The organism is Acetobacter vaccinii (assembly GCF_008365315.1).
GTDB lineage: Bacteria > Pseudomonadota > Alphaproteobacteria > Acetobacterales > Acetobacteraceae > Acetobacter > Acetobacter vaccinii.
Genome location: NZ_CP043506.1, coordinates 24,977 through 48,393, shown reverse-complemented (window position 1 = coordinate 48,393; position 23,417 = coordinate 24,977). Strand labels below are relative to the sequence as shown.

The window sequence follows — 23,417 nt, the reverse complement described above, 5'->3', positions numbered from 1 at the left end:
CCTGTTATTTCGTGGCGCTATGGCTGTCGATCAGGGCGACAAACCGTTCAAACAGGTAGAAGCTGTCGGACGGGCCGGGGCTTGCTTCGGGGTGGTACTGCACGGAAAAAGCCGCATAACGGTCAGAGGCCAGCCCTTCGTTCGAGCCATCAAACAGGCTCACATGGGTGACATGGGCGTCATCGGGCAGGGTGTTGGCGTCAACCGCAAAACCATGGTTCTGGCTGGTAATTTCAACCCGGTTTGTTGCCAAGTCCTTGACCGGTTGGTTGGCACCACGGTGGCCGCGTTCCATCTTGTAGGTTTTGGCTCCCAGGGACAGGGCCAGCAACTGGTGACCAAGGCAGATGCCAAACAGCGGAATACCGGCGTCCAGCACAGCGCGGATGGCGGGCACCGCGTAGCTGGCGGTAGCGGCCGGGTCACCAGGGCCGTTGGACAGGAAAACACCTGCGGGGGCCAGGGCCAGAATTTCCTCACCTGTCGTGGTGGCGGGCACAACGGTCACGTCACACCCGGCGGCGACAAGGCAGCGCAGGATGTTGCGTTTTGCGCCGTAGTCAACCGCGACCACCTTGCGGCGGTTGGTGGGGGCGGGGCGGCTGCCCTGCGGCCACTGCCATACGCTCTCGTCCCAGGTGTAGGGGGCTGCGCAGGTTACGTCCTTGGCCAGGTCCATACCTTCCAGCCCCGGCCAGGTGCGGGCGGCCTCCAGCGCGCTGTCAAGGTCAATCCGGCCATCCTGCGGGAAGACAAGGGCTGCGGTCTGCGCGCCATTGTCGCGGATAGCCAGTGTCAGGGCGCGGGTATCAACCCCGGCAATGCCGGTCACGCCCTGTGCCTTCAGCCATGCGTCCAGGCTGGTGTCAGAGCGCCAGTTGGCGGGCTCGGTCGGGTCTTCCTTCACCACCAGGCCGCGGGCAAACACGCGGGTGGCTTCAGCATCTTCCGCATTGGTGCCGACATTGCCGATGTGCGGGAAGGTGAAGGTGATGATCTGCCCGGCAAAGGAAGGATCGGTCAGGGTTTCCTGATAGCCGGTCATGCTGGTGGAGAAGCAGATTTCACCGATGGCCGAAGCGGGTGTGAAGGCACCAAAGCCTTTCCCCCAGAATACGCTTCCATCTGCGAGAACGAGAGCGGCGGTGGCGCCATCGGGGCGGGCGTCGGGCATGGGTGTTCCTGTCTTGCTGCCGCCCTGTGGGGGGGCGGGGCTGTCTGTCACGATCGGGGCGGGCTGGAGGTCTTCAAGCGACAGGCCGGTGGCCTGTGCGATCACGGGCCAGTGGCGCGCCGGAATGGCCTGCGCCTGCCGCCATTTGCGAATGGCTTCGGTGCCGACGCCGGTCAGTCGGGCCGTGGCTTCGGCGCCGCCTATGCGGGCGATGATGGTGTCGATGGTCATGGGCATGGTATGGACTTTGGCCTCCCCATCACCATTTCTACCACTCGACGGCGCGGGTGGGAAGAAATTTCCCACCGACCTCGCGTCATGGCGTGGAGGCTGGGAAGTTTTTTCCCAATGTGTGGATTTTCCGCCTCACCGGGCGGTGTTCTCCTTGCAGGGGAGTGCCTTGCGGGAGGATAAGGTGCGCCTCGATCAAGCATGCCCGGGCGTGGCATAACATGGAGTTAAGGATATGACCCTTCGCGAAAGCCTTATGGCCGACCTGAAAACCGCGATGAAGGCGGGCGAGGCTGCCCGTGTTGCAACAATCCGCATGATTACGGCCCGCCTGAAGGATGTGGAAATTGCCGGGCGCGCCAAAGGGGTGGACACCCTGAGCGAGGAAGAAGGCCTGAGCGCTCTGCGCGGCATGATCAAGTCCCGCACGGAGTCCGCAACCCTGTACCGCGATGGCGGGCGGCCGGAACTGGCGGATAAGGAAGAAGCCGAAATTGCCGTGATTCGCAGCTATCTGCCGCCCGAGCTGGATGAAGCCGCGCTGGAAGCCGCTGTGGTGGACGCCATTGCACAAACGCAGGCCGCCTCGGTCAAGGACATGGGCAAGGTCATGGCCGAGCTGAAGGGCAAGTTCGGGGCCGCGCTTGATATGGCGCGTGCCAGTGCTGCCGTGCGGGCGCGGCTGGCCTAAACCAGACCATCCAAGCGTGATGGTGCGGCAGTCGCAGGCTGTGCCATCACCCGGCAAGGAAAGAGGCGGATGGCGATAGACCCCGGTTTTCTGGACGAACTGCGCGCACGCACCCCCATAGCGTCTGTGATCGGGCGCAGGGTCAAGCTTGCGCGCTCCGGCCGGAACTGGAAGGGCTGCTGCCCCTTCCATGGGGAAAAAACGCCCTCTTTCTATGTCTATGACGACCATTTTCACTGCTTTGGCTGCGGTGTGCATGGTGATGTCATCTCCTTTGTCATGCAGATGGAAGGCAAGGCTTTTCCGGAAACGGTGGAGGAGCTTGCCTCAGCCGCAGGCATGGAGGTGCCCGCCCAGACGCGGGAGGCCGAGAGGGCGGTGATCCATGCCCGCTCGTTAGAGGATGTTCTGGTCGCGGCGCAGAAAGTGTGGGCTGAGGCGCTGTACAGGCCAGAGGGCCGCGCAGGACTGGACTATCTGCTGCAACGCGGGCTGACGCGGGACACTCTGGCCGCCTTTGGGTTAGGCTGGGCGAGCGAGCGTCGGGGTGCCTTGGTCGAGGTGCTGGGGCGCGAAGGAATCGCCCCTGAAAGAATGGCCGAAGCCGGGCTGATGCGGGTTGATGAGGACGGCAGGCCCAAGGGGGAGCTGTTCTGGGGCCGCGTGACGTTTCCTATCCGCGACCGCAAGGGCCGTCTGGTCTCCTTTGGTGGGCGTATTCTGGGTGACGGGCAGCCCAAATATCTGAACGGTCCTGAAACGCCCCTGTTTTCCAAACGCAGGCTGCTGTTTGGTCTGGACCGTGCGCGTGCCGCAGTCCGTGCCCCACGCCCAAGGGGAGAGAGCGGACCGGACCTGTTGGTGGTTGAAGGGTATATGGATGTCATAGCCCTGCATCAGGCCGGGTTCTGTGGCGCTGTGGCCCCGCTGGGTACGGCGCTGACAACCGAGCAGTTGGAGGTGCTGTGGCAGGTCGCTCCTGTGCCGATCCTCTGTTTTGATGGGGATGCCGCAGGGCGCAAGGCTGCTGTGCGTGCAGCAGAGGTCGCATTGCCGCTGTTGCAGCCCGAGCGGTCGCTACGGATCTGCCTGCTGCCGGAGGGGGAGGACCCCGACAGTCTGCTGCGCGGGCAGGGCGGGCAGGCCATGGCGGGCCTGCTGGCGGGCGCGCAGCCGTTGTCGTCTGTGCTGTTCTCCCTTCTGGCGGGGGGGCTTGGTGACAATCCTGCGCCGGAGGAAAGGGCCGCCCTGCGCCGTAAACTGACCGAGGCTGCGGCTCTGATCCCCGACAAGGCGCTGGCGTCGGAATATCGTTCGGCCTTGTTGGACAGTTTTTTTGCGGCTTTCCGCCGGTCGGGGCGCGGTGGTGGTGGGCCAAGGCAGGGGGGTGGCCGGGGGGGATATGCCGGGGGGGATGGTCTTGCGCGCTCCGATGCTGTACCTGTGGTGCTGGATCAGGTGCGGGAGCGCCAACGGCTGCTGCTGTGCCTGTTGCTGAGGCACCCGGCACTCATGCCGGATGTGGAGGAGGCCCTGTGCCGCCTTGACCTGCCCCAGCCCCTGGACAGGCTGCGTGGCCTGTTGCTGGATCTTTCAGCCGAGGGCGGGTTGCCTGCAAGTGGCGGAGCCTTGTGGCAGTGGGCCTGCAATAACGCGGCTGAGGCAACCATTCGGGCCGTGATGCGTGTAGAAGAGGTAGCCGCCATTGCCGAGGCTGACGGCATGGAGGAGGAAGACCAGGCCCAGCTGGCGCTTGCCAGAACCCGGTGGTGGCATTTTTATGGTCTTCTGAACAGGGATGGTTTTGAGCGCGAAGTGACGCAGGATGTTGCGCGCTTTTTTGCCGGAGGGGGCGGAGATTCCAGCCAGTGGCAGCGGTTGCAGGCCCGGCTGGAAACACTGGAAAAATTACGCCGTGGCAGCGTGGATGGGGTTGATCTCTAACCCCGTTCCGTCATGTTCAGGGCGTGTTCCCCTTGACTTGGGGCGCAGGATATCCCAACTCCTGCCCGCCTTGGAAACGGTACATGGTAAACTGGTCGTGCTGCATCCTCTCCGGATGCAGGTGGGAGGGGCAGGTCTGGAATGGCGACAAAAACGGCATCAGCGAATACGGCGCAGGAACAGGATGGCGATGCCAGCCTGCTTGATACGCAGTCATCATCAGTCAAGAAGCTGATTGCCAAGGGGCGTGAGCGGGGGTGCATCACATTTGATGAACTCAATGCCGTTCTGCCCCAGGACAAGATGTCCTCTGAACAGATTGAGGACATCATGGCCCTTCTGTCGGAAATGGGAATTCAGGTTGTCGAAAGCGAAGACGCTGACGAAGCCGAACCCCAGAAAGACGCAGAAGGCGAGGAAAACGCTGAGGAAGAAGAGGCCGAAGCCGAGGGTGAAGGCGGCCCGTCTGGCAACGTCAATGCTGAAAGTGTTGGCCGTACGGACGATCCGGTGCGCATGTACCTGCGCGAAATGGGCACGGTCGAACTGCTCTCGCGCGAAGGCGAAATCGCCATTGCCAAGCGGATCGAGGCTGGCCGGGATGAGATGATCGGCGGGCTGTGCGAAAGCCCGCTGACCTTCAAAGCCATCATTTCCTGGCATGAGATGATCCGTAACAGCGAAATGCTGCTGCGTGACATTGTTGACCTCGAAGCCATGCAGAGCGGGGGCAACCCGCTGGAAGAAGGCACTTCGGAAGAGGGTGAGGGCGGCTTTGCCGAATCGGAGAGCGAGGAAAGCGAAGACCAGGAAGGCGAAGGCGAGATCGAGGGTGAAGGCAGCGGCCTGTCCCTGTCTGCGCTGGAAGAAAAGCTCAAGCCTGAAATTCTTGCGCATTTTGATGAAATCGAACCCCTATACGTCGAACTGCGCAAGTTGCAGGCACGGCGTATCAACGCCCTGACATCCGGCTCCGATGTCGATGGCGCGTTCGAGGAAGCTTATACGGCCCTGCGTGAACAACTGGTTAGCAAAGTGGAGCAGATCCACCTGCACAACAACCGGATTGAAGAGCTGGTCATCCATCTCAAGCAGATGTTCCAGAAGCTGAACGTGCTGGAAGGGCGGATGCTGCGTCTGGCAGAAAGCTGCCGCGTCTCGCGCGATGACTTTTTGCTGAAATATCGCGGCAACGAGCTTGACCCCAACTGGATGGACATGGCCTCGGCCCTGCCGGGCCGGTCGTGGAAGAACTTTGTGGCCAAGCACGCGGCAACCGTGATTGACCTGCGTAATCAGGTTGCCCTGCTGGCGCAGGAAACAGGCCTGCCGATTGGCGAATTCCGTCGCGTTTACGCAACCGTCGCCCGTGGCGAGCGTGATTCCGCCCGCGCCAAGAAGGAAATGATCGAGGCCAACCTGCGGCTCGTGATCTCGATTGCCAAGAAATACACCAACCGTGGCCTTCAGTTCCTTGACCTCATTCAGGAGGGCAACATCGGGCTGATGAAGGCGGTGGACAAGTTTGAATACCGCCGTGGGTACAAGTTCTCCACCTATGCGACCTGGTGGATCAGGCAGGCCATTACCCGCTCCATCGCGGATCAGGCGCGCACCATCCGTATTCCGGTGCATATGATCGAAACCATCAACAAGCTGGTGCGGACATCGCGCCAGATGCTGCATGAAATCGGTCGTGAGCCCGCGCCGGAAGAGCTGGCTGAAAAGCTGGGCATGCCGCTTGAAAAAGTGCGCAAGGTGCTCAAAATCGCCAAGGAGCCGATCTCGCTCGAAACCCCGATTGGTGACGAGGAAGACAGCCATCTGGGTGACTTCATCGAGGACAAGTCCGCGGTCATTCCGCTGGATGCGGCTATCCAGACCAACTTGCGTGAGGCCACAACCCGTGTGCTGGCGTCCCTTACCCCGCGTGAGGAACGTGTGCTGCGTATGCGCTTTGGGATCGGGATGAACACCGATCACACCTTGGAAGAAGTCGGGCAGCAGTTCAACGTGACGCGTGAACGTATCCGCCAGATCGAAGCCAAGGCCCTGCGCAAGCTCAAGCACCCCAGCCGTAGCCGCAAGCTGCGTTCGTTCCTGGATGATAACTGAGCTGCATAGCCCAGAACCGACAACCCGCATGAAGGTGATCGTCACCTTCATGCAAATGGTGAGCCCACCCGCAGGCCCGCGCCTGCTCCTGCCCGCAGGGTGGAGTGTGGAACACGGTGTGCAGCCCTCGCTGGCGGCTTATCGTGTCCTGCATGACAGGGTTGGGCGGTCGTGCTGCTGGTGGATGCGTCAGGCCGTGCCGGACGAACCGCTGGAGCATTTTCTGGCAGTCGCCCCGATTGAAATCGGTCTGCTGCGTGACAATGGGAATGTGCGCGGGTTTTACGAAATTAACCGCGCCGACCCATCGTCTCCCAATATTGCCTATTTCGGCCTGTTCCCCGAGGCTATTGGCCAGGGGGTAGGCCGTGCTTTCCTCGATACCGTGCTGCGGCGTGCCTGGCGGGGTAACCCGCTGCGTGTGCGGGTCAATACCTGCACAGCCGACCACCCGCGTGCCCTGCCACTCTACCGCGATGCCGGGTTTGATGTGCTGCGGCAGGTGGAGGAAGTGTGGGACGTACCCGACAGGCTGGGCCTGACAATTCCGCCGCATTTGCGCGCCTGAGGGCTTGCGTTTTAGCCTCAGATGTGGTTGAGACTGCCCTTTCCCTGCCGGGACCATGGCATTGGCCCGGCTATACCTGCAGGTTCCGCCTTTGTGCGGGGCCACCGTAAACCGGAAGGGTCCGGACCGGGTAGGTTGATTTTATCCGAAGGGAGTCAACATGCCGCTTTATGAAACCGTGCTTATCGCGCGGAATGACATTTCCCAGCAGCAGGTCGATGCCATCGTTGATGGCATTGCAGCTCAGGTTGAAGCCGATGGCGGCGCTGTCCGCAAGCGGGAATACTGGGGCCTGCGCAGCCTGGCTTACCGGATCAAGAAGAACCGCAAGGGCCACTACACCCTGCTGGGTCTGGAAGCTCGTTCGGAACTGGTCAAGGAAATCGAACGCCAGCTTTCCCTCAATGAAGACATCCTGCGTCTGCTGACGCTGCGGGTGGACACCATTGATGAAGCTCCGTCCCCGGTTCTGTCCCGCAAGGGTGAAGACCGTGGCGAACGCGGCGGCTTCCGTGGCCCCAAGCCCGTTGGTGGTCGTTTTGAAAGTGGCCGTGGCCGTCGTGGTGAAGAACGCCCGGCTGACCTGGCTGACAACGGAGCGGAGTGATCCAGATGTCTGAAACAACAGAAATCAACCCCGCCGCCCGTCGTCCGGCAGTTGGCGCGCGTCGTCCGTTCTACCGTCGTCGCAAGTCCTGCCCGTTCTCCGGCCCCAATGCGCCCAAGATCGACTACAAGGACGTGCGTCTGCTTAGCCGCTTCCTGTCCGAACGTGGCAAGATCGTTCCGAGCCGCATCACGGCGGTTTCCGCCAAGAAGCAGCGTGAGCTGGCGCAGGCTATCAAGCGCGCCCGCTTCCTGGCCCTGCTTCCCTACGTTGTGAGCTGAGGGGAACAACCATGGCTGCTACAGAAGTAATCCTGCTCCAGCGCGTTGAGCACCTGGGCCAGATGGGCGATGTGGTTAAGGTACGTCCGGGTTATGCCCGTAACTACCTGCTGCCGCAGGGCAAAGCGATCCGTGCGAACGCTGCCAACCTTGCCCGTTTCGATCGTGAACGCGTCCAGCTGGAAGCGCAGAACGTCAAGCGTCGTGAAGAGGCCGAGCGCCTGTCCGAACGCATGGAAGGTCTGGCTGTCGTCCTGATCCGTCAGGCCGGTGACAGCGGTAGCCTTTATGGCTCCGTCAGCACCCGCGACATTTCCCAGATCGTGACCGAAGCTGGCTTCACCATCGACCGTCAGCAGGTCTCCCTCGACCACCCGATCAAGGCCCTGGGCCTGTTCGCGGTCAAGGTGGCTCTGCACCCGGAAGTTGTTGTTCCTGTCACCGTCAACGTGGCTCGCTCGGCAGAAGAAGCCGAACGTCAGGCACGTGGCGAAGCCAGAACACCTGAAGAAGAAGCGACCCTGGCGGGCGACGAAGCCTTCATCGAAGGTGAAATCGTCTCTGAAGACGCTGAAGAGGGTGCGCAGGAAGATAACGCCTAAGGGTCGTTTTTCTGCACAAACCTGTGAAAGAAGGGACGGATATTTTTCCGTCCCTTTTTTTTGTCCTATGCTTCAATGGCTTTCCAGCTCAGGGGGAAAACCATTGTTATGCAACACCTTCTAGACCGGGTACTCAAACAGTTCGTGCAGGCGGGTTCATTGGGCGTACGGTGGCCCGATGGCGCTGTCCAACAGTATGTGGGGCCTCAGGCTGGGCCGCAGGCCGGGGTCTGGCTGAAAAATGCCGCAGCAGTGCGCGCCTTGTTGTTTAACCCAGGTCTGGCTTTTGGCGAATCCTATATGGAAGGGGCTGTCGCCCCGCTGGATTGCAGCCTGTATGACCTGCTGCACCTGCTCATGCTCAACGCCATGCGGCCGGGTGGGCACGTGGTTGAACAACTGGGGGCTGCCCTGCGTTATGTGCGGCGTGGCTGGATCCAGTTTAACCCTACGGCCCGGTCACGACGGAATGTGGCGCACCATTACGACCTGGGCAATCAGCTTTACGCACTGTTTCTAGACAAGGACTGGCAGTATTCCTGCGCGTATTTCCGCCACGGGGATGAAACGCTGGAGGCTGCGCAGGAAGCCAAGAAACGGCATATTGCCTCCAAACTCATGCTCGATCGCCCAGGGTTGGAAGTGCTCGATATTGGCTGTGGCTGGGGGGGCATGGCGCTGACACTGGCGCGTGATTATGGTGCCATTGTCACCGGCATTACCTTGTCAGAAGAACAACTGACCTTTGCACGCCAAAGGGCGCAGCAGGCCGGGCTGGAAAAGCAGGTGCGGTTTGAGCTGCTGGATTACCGGCACCTCCAGCGGCAGTTTGACCGGATTGTGTCTGTTGGCATGTTCGAGCATGTCGGGATTGGGCATTACCAGACATTTTTTGAGGTCATACGCAAAAGCCTGAAGGCGGATGGCGTGGCACTTGTGCACTCCATTGGCCGGAATGACGGGCCGGGAACGACCAACCCCTGGGTGAATAAATACATCTTCCCCGGTGGGTATTCCCCTGCGTTGAGCGAGGTTTTTGGGGCCGTCGAACGTTCCGGCCTATGGGTGACAGATTGCGAGGTGCTGCGTCTGCATTACGCCCGCACTCTTGCCTGCTGGCGGGAACGCTTTGCGGCCCGCCGTGCAGAAGCCGTGGCTTTGTATGATGAGCGGTTTGCCAGAATGTTCGAATTCTATCTCGCCGCATCCGAACTGGCGTTTGAGGTGCAGGGGCACATGAACTTTCAGCTCCAGCTTTCCCCATCGCTGACGGCTGTGCCACTCACGCGTGATTATATGACGCAGGCGGAAAACCGGAACTGACTAGGACCCAGTAACTGGGTTTACCTCCGCCTTGGCCACCAAGTGCACCAAGACGGGGGCGGCTTCCGGTCAGCCAGCTTTGTGAGTCATGCCTTGGTGCGTGCGTCTGCCTTGCGGGCCAGATGGGCGCGGGCCAGAGCGTCAAACTCTGCAATGGTCAGGGTTTCGGCGCGGCGTGTGCCGTCAATGCCGGTGGCTTCCAGCAAGGTGCTACCATCCAGCCCTTTTAGCGACCCACGCAGCATTTTGCGCCGTTGGCCAAAGGCTGCCGCTGTTACCTGCTCCATCGCGCGGAACAGGCTTGGGTCGGGCTGTTGGGCATGCGGGGTTATGCTGGCCACAGCCGACCAGACCGCAGGGGGGGGCGAAAACGCGCCCGGAGGCAGCTTCATCACCACAGCGCAGTCCGCGCACCACTGGCAGAGTACGGCCAGCCGTCCATAATGTTCTGTGTCGGGGGCCGCGCAGATGCGCTCGGCAACCTCCAGTTGGAACATCAGGGTCAGTCGTTCCCACTCTGTGGCCTGCCGCAGCCAGCCGGTCAGTAATGGGGTGGCGACATTGTAGGGTAGGTTGGCCACAATCTGCCGCGGGGCGGGTACAAGGGCTGTCAGGTCACACTTCAGGGCGTCGGCCTGCGTAATGCTCAGGCGGCCGGGATAGTTCTGGGCCAGTTCCTCGATAATGGCAATGGCGCGGGTATCAAGCTCCACAGCGTGCACGTACAGGGCCGGTGTTTCCAGCAGGGCACGGGTCAGCCCTCCTGGGCCTGGCCCGACCTCCACAACCGACCGCCCGGCAAGTGACCCTGCCAGGGCTGCAATATGTCCGGTAATGCCGGGGTCCAGCAGAAAGTGCTGCCCCAGTGCCTTGCGTGCCTCCAGCCCATGGCGCTGGATGGTGTCACGCAGGCTTTCCAGTTTGTCTGACAGGCTTAAACCCCTTTGAGCTTGACGCGTGTATCAATCATGGCGCGACGGTGCAGGTCGCTGTCCAGCTGCCGGGCGGCCTGCTCCACACGTTCGCTCATCAGCTGGTCAGCAATTTCGCTGGGGGAGCGGTTGGAGAAGTTTTTCTCCTGCCTGGAGCACACCATCAGCAGGTCGATCCCATCACGAGAGACCACAGGCTTGGACACCTGGCCTTCGGGCAGGTTGGCCAGCAGGGCCTGCATCTGCGGGTTTAGGCGTTCCAGCGGCAGGTCGCCGGGGTTGGAGGGGCGCTTTTCCCCTTCAGCCTTGTTCAGGTTTTCCATTTCCGTGCAGTTATGGGCTGTCTGCATCAGATGCATGGCCTTTTGCAGCGTTTCCTGCTGCTGCTGGGTCACATGCTGCGGGTCAAGCGGTGTCGAGAAGGGCAGGAAAATCTGCCGGACCGACAGCATGTGCCCAATTTCCTTCCCCACAATCCGCTTGCTGTTGAGCGTGACAATCAGGAAGCCACCCGGCACCTTGATGGGGTTGGAAATGGCACCCACCCCAGCAGGCATCTGCCGGATGATGTCCACAACGCTGGGGTCAAGTTCATCTTCCTGCACCCACCCCATCGAGCCACCATCTAGCGCGGTCTGGCTTTGCGAGAACTGTGCTGCCACGATGGGGAAGGGGGCGCCTTTGCGAAGCTGATCGATGATGGTCTGGGTAAAGGCCAGTTCTTCCTGCGCCTGACGGGGGTTATCAACCTTGACGAAAATTTCGCTGATTTCGTATTCCGTCCGGCCTTCCTCACGCCGCAGAGCGGCCTGCCGCTGGGCAATATCAGCGGGTGACACACGCGAGCGCGGACCCAGTTCCTGCCGCAGAACCTGAATCCAGCCGATCTGCACGCGCAGCTGGTCGATCAGCGTTGTCAGTGACACACCGTCCTTTGCCAGATGCGCCCGCAGAGCGCCCTCGGGCATACCGTTGCGGTGTTCGATGTTGCCAATAGCGGCGGCAATCTGTTCGGGCGGGATGTTGATATGCCGGGCCAGAATTTCCTGCGTACGCAGGCGCTCATCAATGAGCTGGCGGATAATCTGGGGCCGCAGCCTGTTCATCAGGTCGGGTGACAGGGGCAGGCCGGTGGACAGGGCAAACAGCTTGCCGCGATTGTCCACATCGCGCTTGGTCAGGGGAATACTGTTGACCACCGCGACAATCATGTCATCGGGCTCAGGCTTGGCCGCGGCAACCGGCTTGTCAGCTCCGGCTGTTCTGGCCATGGCCATGCCGGATACGCCCACCAGGGCGGGAACGGCCAGTGTGCTCAGGGCGCAGTAGGCCAGGGTGATGGAGCGCAGACGCATACGGAACGGTCTTTCAGCTTTCTGCCAGAACAGGAACGGATACTCCTGATAACGGAGCAGGCGGTATTTTTGAAGAACTTCTTACTTAAGACCAAAAACACCCAGTGTTTTCAGGCTGACCGTTACAAGATAGGTCGAGTTGCGCTGCTGCCCGCCAACGGAGGTGTACTGCTTGAGATACATGAAATCGATGCCAAAGCAGTCGTTGTTGTAGCCTAGGTCTCCGCCCACGGTCACAAACGAATTGCGCGACAGGCTGCGTCGGGTAAACCCGGACACGCGCCAGTTGTCCCAGTCGAAGGAGGCCCCGCCGCTGAGTTCGCTTGTACGTTCAATATACAGGTTGGGTGGTGAACCGTAGAGGTAGTCTGTCGCATAGTAGTAATAGGGTGTGACAGGCTCCCATATATACCCACCACGGATATGGACATGCGGGATGCCTGCACTGAACAGCGCATCAGCAAAGTTGACGGTTGTGGTGTGCGGGTCAAGTCGCATGCGGGCGGTAAAGTCGAGATACTGGTTGGGAGAAACCCGCGCCCGCGCCACAAGGTCGGAGATATGGTGGTCCAGCCCGGAATAGGGCAGGCGGTCATGCTCGATATGTTCCTGAAAACTCTCGCCGGCCAGCAGGTCCACCACATGGCCGTTCCAGGTCCAGTTGGCATGTACGCCCACATTGGCGCGCAGCCCGCCGTCCAGCCTGTCCGTGCCCTGATAGCGGTTGAGGGAGAACAGGGTGGAATCGGTAAATTCGTAAGCCAGACTGTCTTCGTTGGGGATGTAGTCATTCACGCCCATGCCTGTATTGGGGGCGTAGATGGCCTGGGCAATGGGTTCAATCAACTGCGTGCCACGGCCATGCGCAAAGGTGCGAACAAACGGCCAGTTGGTCTTGAGCGCAATGGTGGGCAGCACCTGCCCGCTGACCATGGCGCGGGAGGTGCGGTAGTAATTGGGTTGCTCATACAGCTTGGTGGCGCGGTAGATCATGGAATCCAGCCGCAGGGTCAGCAAAAACTGCTGGCCTGATTTGGCCAGAAAGGGCCGGTCCCAGTTAAGGGTCAACTGTCCGCGTTGGTCGGATGTCCCGTTTGCGCGGTAGACGTTGAAGTCGGTGGTATCAACACTCAGCCGCCCCCCCAGCGCATCGGGCTGGCTGAGGAAGCTGTAGGTATAGCGGGGCAGACCGAAGGGCAGGTCCGCGTTGTGGATCACACCCTGGTTGAGGCCCTGATAGAACTGGGTATCCAGGCGGGTATAGGCACCCGTGCCAAAGCCTTCGACATAGATGTTGGAGCGCAGGGTATCCGCGCCATACCCCTGCACACGGTAGTCACGCATATAGTCGGCCGATGTGGCCACCCGTGCGTTAATGCCTGCCCGCCAGTGCTTGTTGATGTCAAACTGGCCCTGCACAAACAGGTGGCCCTGCACCCCATGGCTGCCGCCGCCATCCACGCGCTCACCGAAACCGTTGACGTATTCGTAGGGGTGGTGCGTGTCATAGGCCAGCGCACCCTGTACATTCAGACGGCCGAAGTTGAAGCGGTTGCGGTACTGCGCGCTGATCTGCGGCCCGGTACGGGTGGAAAACAGGCCTTGGACGGTAATGTCCGACTGGTCGTTCAGCACCCAGTAGTAGGGGATGGTGAAATACGTGCCCAGGTAGCGGTCATGCGGCGTAATGCCGGGCATGAGAAAGCCGCTGTGCCGCTGGGCGGACGGGTCGGTGATGGAGAAAAACGGCAGGTAGAGGACAGGCACGCCCATGATGTCGAAAAACGCATCGCGGAAGTCGATCTTCTGGTGTTCCATATCCTGTGTGGCACCAAAGGCGCGGAACTGCCAGAAGGGCGGTTTTGTCTTGTCTTTTGCGCAGATTTCGCAGGCTGTGTAGACCGCGCGGCTCAGGTCATTCACCTTGCCCGCAGTCCGCCGCAGGCCGTTGGCCGCCAGCTTGGCATTGTCGGCCATGGCGGCGTTAACATGCAGCATGATGCCGTCCTTCATGCCGCCTGTCAGCTCGGCATAATGGGCGTACAGGACAGATCCGTCGGGCTGCACGGTGGCCACATTGCCCCGTGCTGCGACGACTCCGGTGTCCCGGTCATAGATAATTCTGTCAGCCCGCAGCACATGGTCGTTCTGCCAGACCTGCACATTGCCAGACCAGGTTACGGTGTGCTCGGCGTCGTTATAATCAACCGTGTCGGCCTGGAAGGTGACGGGGTCATCCTTGGAGGCAGGCTTGCCCATATCCAGATGCATGACCTGCGGCCGGAACTGCGCGTGCGCGACATGGGCGGGGTCGAACATAAAGCACGCAGCAACGCTGCCCAGCGCCGTAGCAGCTTGCAGGATTGTGCGCGGGCGCAGCAGATGGCTGCATGAAGTCGGCCGGGGCACCACGGTCAATCAGCCATCCTCCAGATGAAGCAGCAGTGAAACAGCCAGACAGAGTCCAGCCAGCGTAGGCGCCCATGCGGCCAGCACAGTGGGGAGAGCCCCCGAATTGCCGAACTGCTCAGCCACCTTGGATATGGTGAAAAGCAGAAAACCGGCAGCAATACCAGACCCGATCATCCGAGCCACGCCCCCCCGGCGTGAAGGACGCATGGAAAAACCGGCAGCCACCAGCGCCATGGTGCCTGCCAGCATAGGCAGCGCAAGCAGGGACTGGAAGCGGATACGATGCCGGATGGATGAAAAACCTGACTGATCCAGCAAGGTAATAAAACCCGGCAGAGCCCAGACCGACAAGGTGTCGGGCGAGGAAAAACTTTCCTCCACCCGGCCAACGGTCAGGTCGGTGGGCAGGAGCAGGCGGCCTGCGGGGCGCAGGACACTGTTGGGGCGCACGGTGGCTGCGTTGTCCAGCACCCAGTGGCCGGGGGCCAGATAGCCGCTTGGGGCTTCGATTCGGGCCAGTACCTTGCCGTCCTTGTCCAGCCGCAGCACCGTCACGTTATGCATGCTCAGAAGGGACTGTTTAAGCTGCACGTCCTGTGCGTGCAGGACCGCAACGGCCTTGGGACCGTTCTGTGGGTCGGCCTGACGCAACCACAGGGTGCCTCCGGCTAGGCTGAGGGGCCCGCCACCTGTACGCAGGTAAAGCTGGTCAAGTGTTTCCGCCCGCCGGTACATGGCGGAGGACAGGGGAGAAACCAGCGTGGTGGTGAGCGTGCCCAGCAGGATGGCGCAGGCTACCGGAGCGGTCAGAAACTGCCAGGCGGAAATGCCTGCCGCCCGTGCCACAATCAGTTCGGACGAGCGCGTCAGCCGCCAGAAGCAGATGATCCCCCCAAGCATGACACCAAAGGGTAGCACTTCCGTCGCGAAGAAGGGGACGTGCAGCAGGGCAATCTGGATGACGATATTGGTTGACACATCAGGCTTGGTGGCCACGCGGCGCAACAGGTCGATGAAGTCGAACAGGCAGATCACCCCCGTCAGCGAGGCCAGCATGGCCAGCACCGACACCATAAACTGGCGGGCAATATAGCGGGAGAGGGTCACAGCCACGATCATGCGTGCACCAGCCGTATCATGCCTGTGGGCGCGCTGCGCGGGAGGGCAGGGCGCCCGGCATGAACAGAATAAGGGCGCAGACCCCGGCTGGCAGAATGCTGACCAGCGGGATCAGCGGTAGCAGTGCGAGGTTGCGGCCCGCCAGATTCAGCAACAGCAGGTTCAGGGCCAGCAGCCCCACGACCGACAGCACGGCTACCAGCGGCCGTCTGATGCTGCCATGGCGCGAGAAATTGCCCCGCAGGACAGCCACAAGCCCCACCAGTGCAAACGACAGGCATGTAAAGGGGGATGTCAGCCGCCGCCAGCCTTCAACCTTGAACTTGCCAAAATCGCGCTGTGATACTTCCCGCGGGTCGGGGTGCAGCAGTTCCGGCAGCGACATTTCCGACGCATCGCGCGAACGCGCGTCAGACTGGCGCGGGATCGAGAGGTCAAGCATGTCTTCCTCAAACGCCAGAACATTCAGGCGGCCTGTCTTGCGGTCCAATGTCTGCCGGGACCCGTCATACAGGACAACGCGAGGCACGTTGTTCACAATCGTCATGGTGCCATGGGTTGCCAGAATGGTGGCATGGCTGTCGGGCTTGCGGTCGTCTTCCACCAGGATGCCATGCAGCATGCCGTCATGCGTGCGGGAGCGGACATAAACTGTCAGCGTATTGGACAGGCGCGTAAAAACCCCTTCCTGCAACAGGTAGGCAGCCATTGTGTTGCGGATTTCAAACTCATACTGCCGGAATGCATGGTAGGAGAGGGGTACAAGCCACAGGTTGAGCACCAGCCCGGCTACTGTGGCCATGGTCGCACAGCTTAACCCAGGGCGCGCCAGCGCGAATGGGGAGAGGCCAGCGGCCTTCATGACCGTCAGTTCCCTGTCCCCCGCCAGACGCTGGTACACAAACAACGCCATGATGAAGGTGGTGATCGGCAGAACCACCGCGACAAAGGAGGGGATGAGCAGGCTGGTCAGTTCAAGAAAGACCCGCAGGGAAAGCCCGCGATCGACGACAAGAGAGACAAAGCGCAGGGACTGCATAAGCCAGATCAACGCCACCAGCCCGCCTGTTGTAGCCAGCAGCGCAAGCAGCAACTGGCGGAACATGTAGCGATCCAGGGTGTGGAGCCGCCCTTTCGGGCGGGCCAGAAGCGGAAATGGAATCATGCTCGTGTTGTTTACCCCACGTCGGAGGGAAACAACAGCCCCGGCCCCCGACCGGGCATGGTGGGGGCCAGATGTGTCAGAACACCAGAATCACACCAGCGGAGGCCGTGTTGTCGCTCTCGCTGTTGGGGCCATGGGCGTCGGACGATGTATGGGCGTATTCCCCCACAATGTTCAGCCAGTCGGTCAACTGGTAGTAGCCTGCGCCAATAATGGACTGGTTGCGCCGCACCAGTGTCGGGCTGTTTTCACCCGGAGCCTGATACAGATTGCTGACCCCGTAGCTGCCGACAAGCTTGAACTTCTTGGTGGCATGGTAGGCAGCCTGCACATAATAGCCTTCCGATGTGCGCTTGCGGCCGTTGGCGGCTACGCCATCAAAAAACAGCGCGGTCGTGCCCAGGCCGCTGCCCCGGTAGTAGTAGCCAACCCCCTCAAAGGGGCCATATGTCAGCTTTGCGCCCACATCTCCGGCTTCCACCATGGCACCCTTGTGGCTGTCAGCACTCAGTGTCTCGCTATACAAAGCCTGCTGGTGCTGGATCAGGAAGCTGGCCCAGATATGCGCCTGCACAGCCCCCACAGTGCCATCATACGTGACCTGCCCCTGCACCATGGGGGAGGCATGCTGGGTCGAGACGGAGGACAGATGCGGCGTGGCCGTGCCGCCGTCCGCATAGTTGAATTCATCCAGCGGCTGGAAGACACCAATCTTGCCCTGCAGGCCCTTGTATTTGGGCGTTGCGTAGGAAATCTGCGGAATCCAGTCGGCATAGACATAGCCAACACCAATACGCCCCAGCGAGGTATTGCCGGGTGAGGCATTGCTACCGGGTGCGCCCACGCTCAGCAGGGTGGCGTCGTTCATAATGGCGTCGCTGCCGAACAGGGCCAGGTCGCGCCCGACCTTGAAGGTGCCGATGCGGCTGTTGCCAAAGGTGACGTAAATCTGACGGAAGTCGATACCCGGTGTGCCAAGCCCCACCGGGCTACCGCCGGTATTGGCATTGAATGCCCCGTTCTTGGCGTTGTCGATGCCTGGGTACATGCCCATCACGGCCGACATGTCTATGCCTTCCTGCGTGGTGCTCAACTTCAGGGCCAGCCCTGCGGGCAGCAGGCCGTTACGGACGGAGGAGGAGTCAAACCCACTGCTGCCGCCAGAAACACCACCAGCCACCGGGCTGCCACCGGCGGGGCTGTTGTAGGTGTAAAACCCGTTGATAAAGCCCGACAGGTTGATGTCCACCGGACCGGCCTTGAACGTCAGCCCCTTGCCGGGCACATATTTGGCCACATGCACCACGTCGGCGCTGTTCAGCATATCCACCGCGGCCTGAGCCGAGCGTGCGCTGGCCTCTGCCTTGGAGGCTGCGCGCTCTGCGCGGGAGGTGCTTTCGTCATCACTGGACACAAAGCGGATGCCGGGCTCATAGCTCGATGTCGCAGCACTGGCTGCTCCGGCGTGCCCGCCGACATGGTGGCCGGGTGTGAGTGATGCCACGCGGGCCGGGCGCTGGACCTGAGCCTGCATGCGCGCCGCATTCGCAGCTTCGGCCGTGTGGCGCTGGTGCTTGACCAGCAGCAGGTCATATTCGTGCCTGGTCAGGCTGCCCTTGGCGCGCAGGATGTCCAGCAGGTCGCTGTAGTCATCCGCATGGGCGCGGGAGAACGGTGCGCAGGGCAACCCGGCGACGGATGCGGCCATGAGAGTGGCAACCAGTGCCTTTTTTCCCGACGCCATGGATGGTGGTGCTCCCAGTGTGGTTGAAATTGCTCTCTGAAAGACAAGTGTTCCTGTCGTCAATATACCTCCGCGCGGGGGCGGGCGGGGCGCGGTATGGCCATACTGGGGCCAAGGGCAGAGTGTGGTCCCTGCGGGCCGGAATTGGAGGCCTGTTTTTGAGCGGCATGTTGCGGGCTGGAATGGCCTAGCTCTGACCGAACTTTATTGAAAAACTCTGAATTGTGGAGAGACTATGACAACCGAGCAGCCCTGTTGCCCGTGCATGCAAGTGGGTCTGGGCTGCGTGGTGCCTGTTGCAGGGCAGTGTGTTTTGTTCACTGAAAGTGGGCACGCAAAAGGTTCACGCAGTTCTGTGTTTTCACGAAGTTTTTATTCCGCCAGCGGCGCGATTACCGGTTCTGGCGCAGGGTGAGGCAGGTCAGGACTCTGCGCCGTGGCGGGGGTGATTTTTCAGTTTTGTGGCACATGGGGGCATACAGGGCTATTCCGATATTGTAACCGGGGTGCCATGCTGCGTGCAGCACAGCGGCATGGTGTCCTGTAGGGCAGCCCTGCCCAACCCAGTCGCGGAATGAAGCAAAGGGAGAAAACGCTTGGCGGCAGAAGCGGTGGACGCGCGGCAGCCCGAAGCCGGAGGCAACGCCCCGCAGGTTACGGTGCCGGATGATGAACTGCCCCGTTACGCCGGGCGGCCTGTCCTGTTCCTCCTGCGCTATATGCGGCACAGGCCTTTGGGGCACGCGCTGGTTTTTGGGGCTGTTATTGTCGCTGTCAGTTGCATTGTGCTGTCGTCCTACGGGATCAGGCATCTGGTGGACTTAATGACAAGCTCGGCCCCGTCCCGGCAGGTCACATCCGTCTGGGCGGCTGTGGGCGTGCTGGTCGGGCTGATTCTGGCAGACAATCTAGGCTGGCGCATTGCGGGGTGGTTTGCTGCCCGTACCTTTGTGGCGGTGACAGGGGATATCCGGCAGGACCTCTTTCGTTTTCTGACAGGACATTCCCCCGCGTATTTTGCTGACCGTATGCCAACATCGCTCGCAGCGCGCATTGCGACAGCAGGCAGTGTCAGCTTCACGATCGAGAACATGCTGGCCTGGAGTGTCATTCCCCCGGCGTTGAATGTCCTGCTGTCGGTTGTGCTGTTGCTGTCGGTCAATGTCATTATGGGCAGCACCACGGTTGTTCTGGCCGGAGCCCTTTGCTTTGGCATGTTCCGGCTGGCTGTGCGTGGCCGCCGACTGCATGGGGACTACGCCGCCGCCGCCGCCGGGCTGGAGGGGGAAACGCTGGATGTCATGGGCAATATTGCCCTTGTCCGTGCGTTTGGCATGCGTAACCGGGAGCGTGCCCGCTTTAACGCCCTGACACAGCGGGAAATGGGCGAACGGCTGAAGTCCCTGCGGTATATGGAAAAGCTGCGCATGGTGCATGCTGCCGTCACAGCGGCCCTGACTGCGGGGCTGCTGGTGTGGGCTGTGCTGCTGTGGCAATGGCAGGAGGCCACGGTCGGGCAGGTTGTCATGATCATTACGCTGGGTTTTGCCGTGCTGCACGGCACCCGTGATCTGGCACTGTCGATGGTCGAAACCATCCAGCACAATGCCCGCCTGTCAGAGGTGCTGTCGTCCCTGCTGGTGCCTTATGACATGCCTGAAACTCCGGGGGCCACCGTGCCCAAAGGGCCGGTGCTGGGTGACATCCGTTTTCAGAACGTCAGCTTTGCCTATCCTGGCGGCACATCGGTGCTGACAGACTTTAACCTGCATATTGGTCCCGGCACCCGGGTGGGGCTTGTGGGGCGCTCTGGCTCTGGCAAAAGCACGGTTCTGGCCTTGTTGCAGCGCCTGCGGTTTGTGCAGTCTGGTGTGATCGTGCTGGACGGGCATGATATCCGCGATCTGACGGACGACGCCCTGCGGGCCTGCCTGTCGGTGGTGCCGCAGGATGTCTCTCTGCTGCATCGCACCGTCATGGAAAATATCCGCTATGGCCGGCCCGATGCGTCGGATGAGGAAGTGCGCGCCGCCGCCGCCGCCGCTGGCTGCGCCGCGTTTATTGAGGCATTGCCAGAGCAGTTTGAAACTCTGGTGGGTGACAGGGGTGTCAAGCTTTCGGGCGGACAGCGGCAGCGGATTGCCATTGCCCGCGCCTTTTTGCGCAACGCCCCGGTCCTGATACTGGACGAGGCCACCAGTGCCCTGGATACCGAAAGCGAAGCCCATGTGCAGGAAGCGCTGGACAGGCTCATGGTCGGTCGCACGGTCATTGCCGTGGCGCACCGGCTGTCAACGCTGCGGAATTTTGATAGGATTGTCGTCATGCAGGACGGCAGGATCGTCGAGGACGGCGCTCCCGCCCAGCTTGAGCGGCAGAATGGGCTTTATAGCCAGTTTCTGAACAGGCAGGTAACACAGTCGCAATGATATTTGGCGTCAATTCAGAGACCGCGCAGCCAGGCACACGGCCCGAGGGGCGCGGTGCCCTGGCTGCTTATGCGTATCAGCAGATCAGGGACCAGTTGATATACTGCAACTACCAGGGGGGGGAGCGCCTGGTGCTGCGCCCGCTGGCTGCGACACTCGGGTTGAGCCCAACCCCTGTGCGTGAAGCTCTGCTGAGGCTTGTGTCCGAACAGGCGCTTGCTCTGGATGACCGGAATACGGCCTGTGTGCCGCTGACATCCCGCGCCTTGTTTTTGGAAATCCACGCTGTGCGGGGGGATCTGGAAGAACGGATCTCGCGCGAGCTTGTCACCCATATCACACCCGAGCAGGTGGCTATTCTGGCGGACCGGCACCGGGCTTTTATTACCGCTTACGAGGCCGCAGACCCGCGCGGGGCGGCGATTGCCAATGTGGTTTTCCACAGCACAGCAGCCAGTTTTTCGCGGCTGTTGCTGACAGTCGGCCTGATCCGTGGTCTGTGGGTCCGTATGGGGCCCATTTACGCAGCCACAAACTGCCTGCCGACCATCAACCCGGCAGATGCAGACCACCCGCACCAGTTGATGATGGATGCATTCCTCCGGCGGGATGCTGACGGGCTTGTGGAAGCTCTGCGCAGGGATTTCATGCAGGCCAGATCGTGGCTGGAACCCCTGCTGCCGGACTAAAAAACAGGCGGCAGGCATGCGTAACCGCAGCCTGCCGCCAGGAACCGTCGGATATGCTCAGCCCTGACGGGGTTTGTCTGTCAGGCCAGGGACTTCGACATCAATTTCCAGCACCGAACACTGTGCCCCACGGTCGAGCTTGATCTGGACCTTGTCCTGATCGACCGAAATATGGCGTTTGATCACTTCCAGAATTTCACGGTGCAGCTTGGTCAGCAGGTCATCCTGCCCGTCATCACCAGCAGACATGCGTTCATGGGCAAGTAGAATCTGCAACCTGTCGCGTGCGATAGGGGCTGACGACCGTTTTTTGAACAGGCTGGAGAGAAAGGTCATGGCGCTCTCCGTTTGAAAAGCCAGTCGAGCAGGCCTTTGCGTTCGACCGGGATGGTAATTTTGATATCCTCACCCATAAGCCTGCGGGCGGCTTCCGCGTAGGCGCGGGCGGCGGGGCTTTCGGGCTCGGCAATGGTGACAGGCGCCCCGACGTTGGAGGCCTTCAGCACATCGGGGCTTTCGGGCACGATGCCAAGCAGGGGAATGGACAGAATTTCCAGTACATCGTCCGTGCCCAGCATGTCGCCCCGGGCGGCGCGCTGGGGGTCATAACGGGTGATGAGGAGAAATTTCTCCATCTTCTCGCCGTTCTTGGCCTTCTGCGTGGTGCTGTCCAGCATGCCGATAATACGGTCGCTGTCACGTACGGAGGAGACTTCGGGGTTGGTCACGATCACGGCCATGTCGGCGTGGTGCATGGCCATCTGCGCGCCACGTTCGATCCCGGCCGGGCTGTCACACAGCACCCAGTCAAACTTCTCGCGCAGTTCGGCAATCACGCGGGCTACGCCTTCCTCGGTCAGGGCGTCCTTGTCGCGGGTCTGGGAGGCAGGCAGAAGGGCCAGACTGTCAACGCGCTTGTCCTTGATCAGGGCTTGCGAGAGGTTGGCATCGCCGTGGATGACGTTGATCAGGTCAAACACCACGCGGCGTTCGGCCCCCATGATCAGGTCCAGATTACGCAGCCCAACGTCAAAATCAACAAGCACCACGCTCTGCCCCGTTTTGGCCAGAGCAGCACCCAGAGCGGCCGTCGTCGTGGTTTTGCCAACGCCACCTTTACCTGACGTGACGACCAGAACCTTTGCCATCAGTCTTCCTTTTCTTTCCGTATCCCAGACGTTGTCCAGCCGGGCGTTGTTGCCTGACATTACTCGCTGAATGTTAAAATGCCACTGCGAAATGTAGGCGATGTACTAATTGTTTACCATTGCCCGGCCTTACGGCAGGGGGCGGAAGGTCAGTGTCTCGCCCGCCAGCAGCACCTGAGCGGCCTTGCCCAGGCAGGCAGGGTCCATTTCGTCCGCTGTGGCGTAAAAGCCGTCAATCGCCACCAGTTCGGCATCCAGCAGGCGCGTGAGGATGCGGGAACTGGCATGTCCGCCAATACCGGCAATGGCCCGGCCACGCAGCGCACCATGAATATGCACCGACCCACCCGCCGTAACCTCCGCCCCGGAGGAGACTGACCCGAAGATGACTACATCACCTTCCGGCCAGATAATATGTTGGCCAGAGCGCACGGTCTCTTCCACAAACAGGGTGGCCGGGGCCGGTGGTGGCGGGTCATCAGGGGCGTTGATGGGGCCGGATGCCCGGCCGCCCACAGGGCTGTCCACCCAGTCCCACCCGGCAAAGGCGGGCCAGGTGCGGTCTCCACCTTCCATGCCCAGAACGCGCAGATTGCGGGCCTGCAAAGCGGGTAGCAGTTCCGCCAAGTCAGGGGTGTCGGGTTGCATCAGGCTCAGGTCAAGCACAACCGGCTTGCCGGTAAAAAAGCCGACAGAGCGGGCGACCTGCTGGTCAAAGGCTGCAAGCCAGTCTGCCAGCGGTGCTTCGGGGGTAAGGGTCAGCGCCAGGAAAGAGCGCCCCGACATGCGGATACGGGGAAGGGGGGGTGTGCTGGACAAGGGACAGCCGCTCTCTTTTGTCAGAACACGATAGGAACAGGGTGCCATGCGCCCTCAACGCCGCGCGAT

The 23,417-nt window shown here is 61.2% G+C and carries 20 protein-coding genes; 10 read left to right on the top strand and 10 right to left on the bottom strand.

The genetic code is table 11. The features are described from left to right. Positions 1-4: 4 nt before the first annotated feature. Positions 5-1,411, bottom strand: a complete 1,407-nt coding sequence (gene carA / locus FLP30_RS00215) for a glutamine-hydrolyzing carbamoyl-phosphate synthase small subunit (RefSeq protein WP_149277813.1) — start codon at positions 1,409-1,411, stop codon at positions 5-7. 229 nt (positions 1,412-1,640) lie between these two features. Here carA and FLP30_RS00210 point away from each other — a divergent pair, with 229 nt between their 5' ends. From FLP30_RS00210 to FLP30_RS00175, 8 genes are all read left to right on the top strand, one after another. Then, positions 1,641-2,096 (top strand): GatB/YqeY domain-containing protein, encoded by a 456-nt coding sequence (locus FLP30_RS00210; RefSeq protein WP_149277812.1) that lies wholly within the window; start codon positions 1,641-1,643, stop codon positions 2,094-2,096. Positions 2,097-2,165: 69 nt separating this feature from the next. Then, the gene (gene dnaG / locus FLP30_RS00205; protein ID WP_149277811.1) at positions 2,166-4,040 is read left to right on the top strand and encodes a DNA primase; all 1,875 of its coding nucleotides are present in this window, start codon (positions 2,166-2,168) and stop codon (positions 4,038-4,040) included. A 141-nt stretch (positions 4,041-4,181) separates the two neighbouring features. Continuing rightward, the gene (rpoD, locus tag FLP30_RS00200; RefSeq protein WP_149277810.1) at positions 4,182-6,155 is read left to right on the top strand and encodes an RNA polymerase sigma factor RpoD; all 1,974 of its coding nucleotides are present in this window, start codon (positions 4,182-4,184) and stop codon (positions 6,153-6,155) included. Then, on the top strand, positions 6,145-6,723 hold the full coding sequence (locus tag FLP30_RS00195) for a GNAT family N-acetyltransferase (protein ID WP_149277809.1): 579 nt from the start codon (positions 6,145-6,147) through the stop codon (positions 6,721-6,723). Before rpoD ends, FLP30_RS00195 begins: the two co-directional genes overlap by 11 nt. A 160-nt stretch (positions 6,724-6,883) precedes the next feature. Then, complete coding sequence (gene rpsF, locus FLP30_RS00190; protein ID WP_149277808.1) at positions 6,884-7,330, top strand: 30S ribosomal protein S6; 447 nt, start codon at positions 6,884-6,886, stop codon at positions 7,328-7,330. Between the two features lie 5 nt (positions 7,331-7,335). Continuing rightward, positions 7,336-7,611: a 30S ribosomal protein S18 gene (gene rpsR, locus FLP30_RS00185; protein WP_025827191.1), complete on the top strand. Its 276-nt coding sequence runs from the start codon at positions 7,336-7,338 to the stop codon at positions 7,609-7,611. 11 nt (positions 7,612-7,622) lie between these two features. Beyond that, positions 7,623-8,213, top strand: coding sequence for a 50S ribosomal protein L9 (gene rplI / locus FLP30_RS00180; protein WP_149277807.1), 591 nt, complete (start codon positions 7,623-7,625; stop codon positions 8,211-8,213). Between the two features lie 108 nt (positions 8,214-8,321). Continuing rightward, entirely contained in the window at positions 8,322-9,536 is a 1,215-nt protein-coding gene (locus FLP30_RS00175) for an SAM-dependent methyltransferase (RefSeq protein ID WP_149277806.1), read from the top strand. A gap of 86 nt (positions 9,537-9,622) precedes the next feature. Here FLP30_RS00175 and rsmA read toward each other — a convergent pair whose 3' ends face one another. From rsmA to FLP30_RS00145, 6 genes are all read right to left on the bottom strand, one after another. Next, positions 9,623-10,402: a 16S rRNA (adenine(1518)-N(6)/adenine(1519)-N(6))-dimethyltransferase RsmA gene (gene rsmA, locus FLP30_RS00170; protein WP_246856652.1), complete on the bottom strand. Its 780-nt coding sequence runs from the start codon at positions 10,400-10,402 to the stop codon at positions 9,623-9,625. Between the two features lie 68 nt (positions 10,403-10,470). After that, a complete protein-coding gene (locus tag FLP30_RS00165; RefSeq protein ID WP_408834570.1) occupies positions 10,471-11,745 on the bottom strand; it encodes a peptidylprolyl isomerase in 1,275 nt (424 codons plus the stop codon). Positions 11,746-11,904: 159 nt separating this feature from the next. Then, the gene (locus FLP30_RS00160; protein ID WP_246856539.1) at positions 11,905-14,241 is read right to left on the bottom strand and encodes an LPS-assembly protein LptD; all 2,337 of its coding nucleotides are present in this window, start codon (positions 14,239-14,241) and stop codon (positions 11,905-11,907) included. Continuing rightward, on the bottom strand, positions 14,242-15,354 hold the full coding sequence (lptG, locus tag FLP30_RS00155) for an LPS export ABC transporter permease LptG (RefSeq protein WP_149277803.1): 1,113 nt from the start codon (positions 15,352-15,354) through the stop codon (positions 14,242-14,244). A gap of 16 nt (positions 15,355-15,370) precedes the next feature. Next, on the bottom strand, positions 15,371-16,519 hold the full coding sequence (lptF, locus tag FLP30_RS00150; protein WP_149277802.1) for an LPS export ABC transporter permease LptF: 1,149 nt from the start codon (positions 16,517-16,519) through the stop codon (positions 15,371-15,373). A 76-nt stretch (positions 16,520-16,595) separates the two neighbouring features. Next, entirely contained in the window at positions 16,596-18,263 is a 1,668-nt protein-coding gene (locus FLP30_RS00145; RefSeq protein WP_149277801.1) for a porin, read from the bottom strand. Between the two features lie 596 nt (positions 18,264-18,859). On the opposite strand from FLP30_RS00145, the gene FLP30_RS00140 reads away from it, so the two are divergent. Together FLP30_RS00140 and FLP30_RS00135 are read left to right on the top strand one after the other, a co-directional pair. Continuing rightward, on the top strand, positions 18,860-20,692 hold the full coding sequence (locus tag FLP30_RS00140; RefSeq protein ID WP_149277800.1) for an ABC transporter ATP-binding protein: 1,833 nt from the start codon (positions 18,860-18,862) through the stop codon (positions 20,690-20,692). Further along, positions 20,689-21,381: a GntR family transcriptional regulator gene (locus FLP30_RS00135; RefSeq protein WP_149277799.1), complete on the top strand. Its 693-nt coding sequence runs from the start codon at positions 20,689-20,691 to the stop codon at positions 21,379-21,381. The genes FLP30_RS00140 and FLP30_RS00135 overlap by 4 nt, the downstream gene beginning before the upstream one ends. Positions 21,382-21,438: 57 nt before the next feature. Here FLP30_RS00135 and minE read toward each other — a convergent pair whose 3' ends face one another. From minE to minC, 3 genes are all read right to left on the bottom strand, one after another. Next, positions 21,439-21,717 (bottom strand): cell division topological specificity factor MinE, encoded by a 279-nt coding sequence (gene minE, locus FLP30_RS00130; RefSeq protein ID WP_149277798.1) that lies wholly within the window; start codon positions 21,715-21,717, stop codon positions 21,439-21,441. Then, positions 21,714-22,529, bottom strand: coding sequence for a septum site-determining protein MinD (gene minD / locus FLP30_RS00125; RefSeq protein WP_149277797.1), 816 nt, complete (start codon positions 22,527-22,529; stop codon positions 21,714-21,716). Before minD ends, minE begins: the two co-directional genes overlap by 4 nt. A 129-nt stretch (positions 22,530-22,658) precedes the next feature. Then, positions 22,659-23,348: a septum site-determining protein MinC gene (gene minC / locus FLP30_RS00120; protein ID WP_149277796.1), complete on the bottom strand. Its 690-nt coding sequence runs from the start codon at positions 23,346-23,348 to the stop codon at positions 22,659-22,661. Between the last annotated feature and the right edge of the window lie 69 nt (positions 23,349-23,417).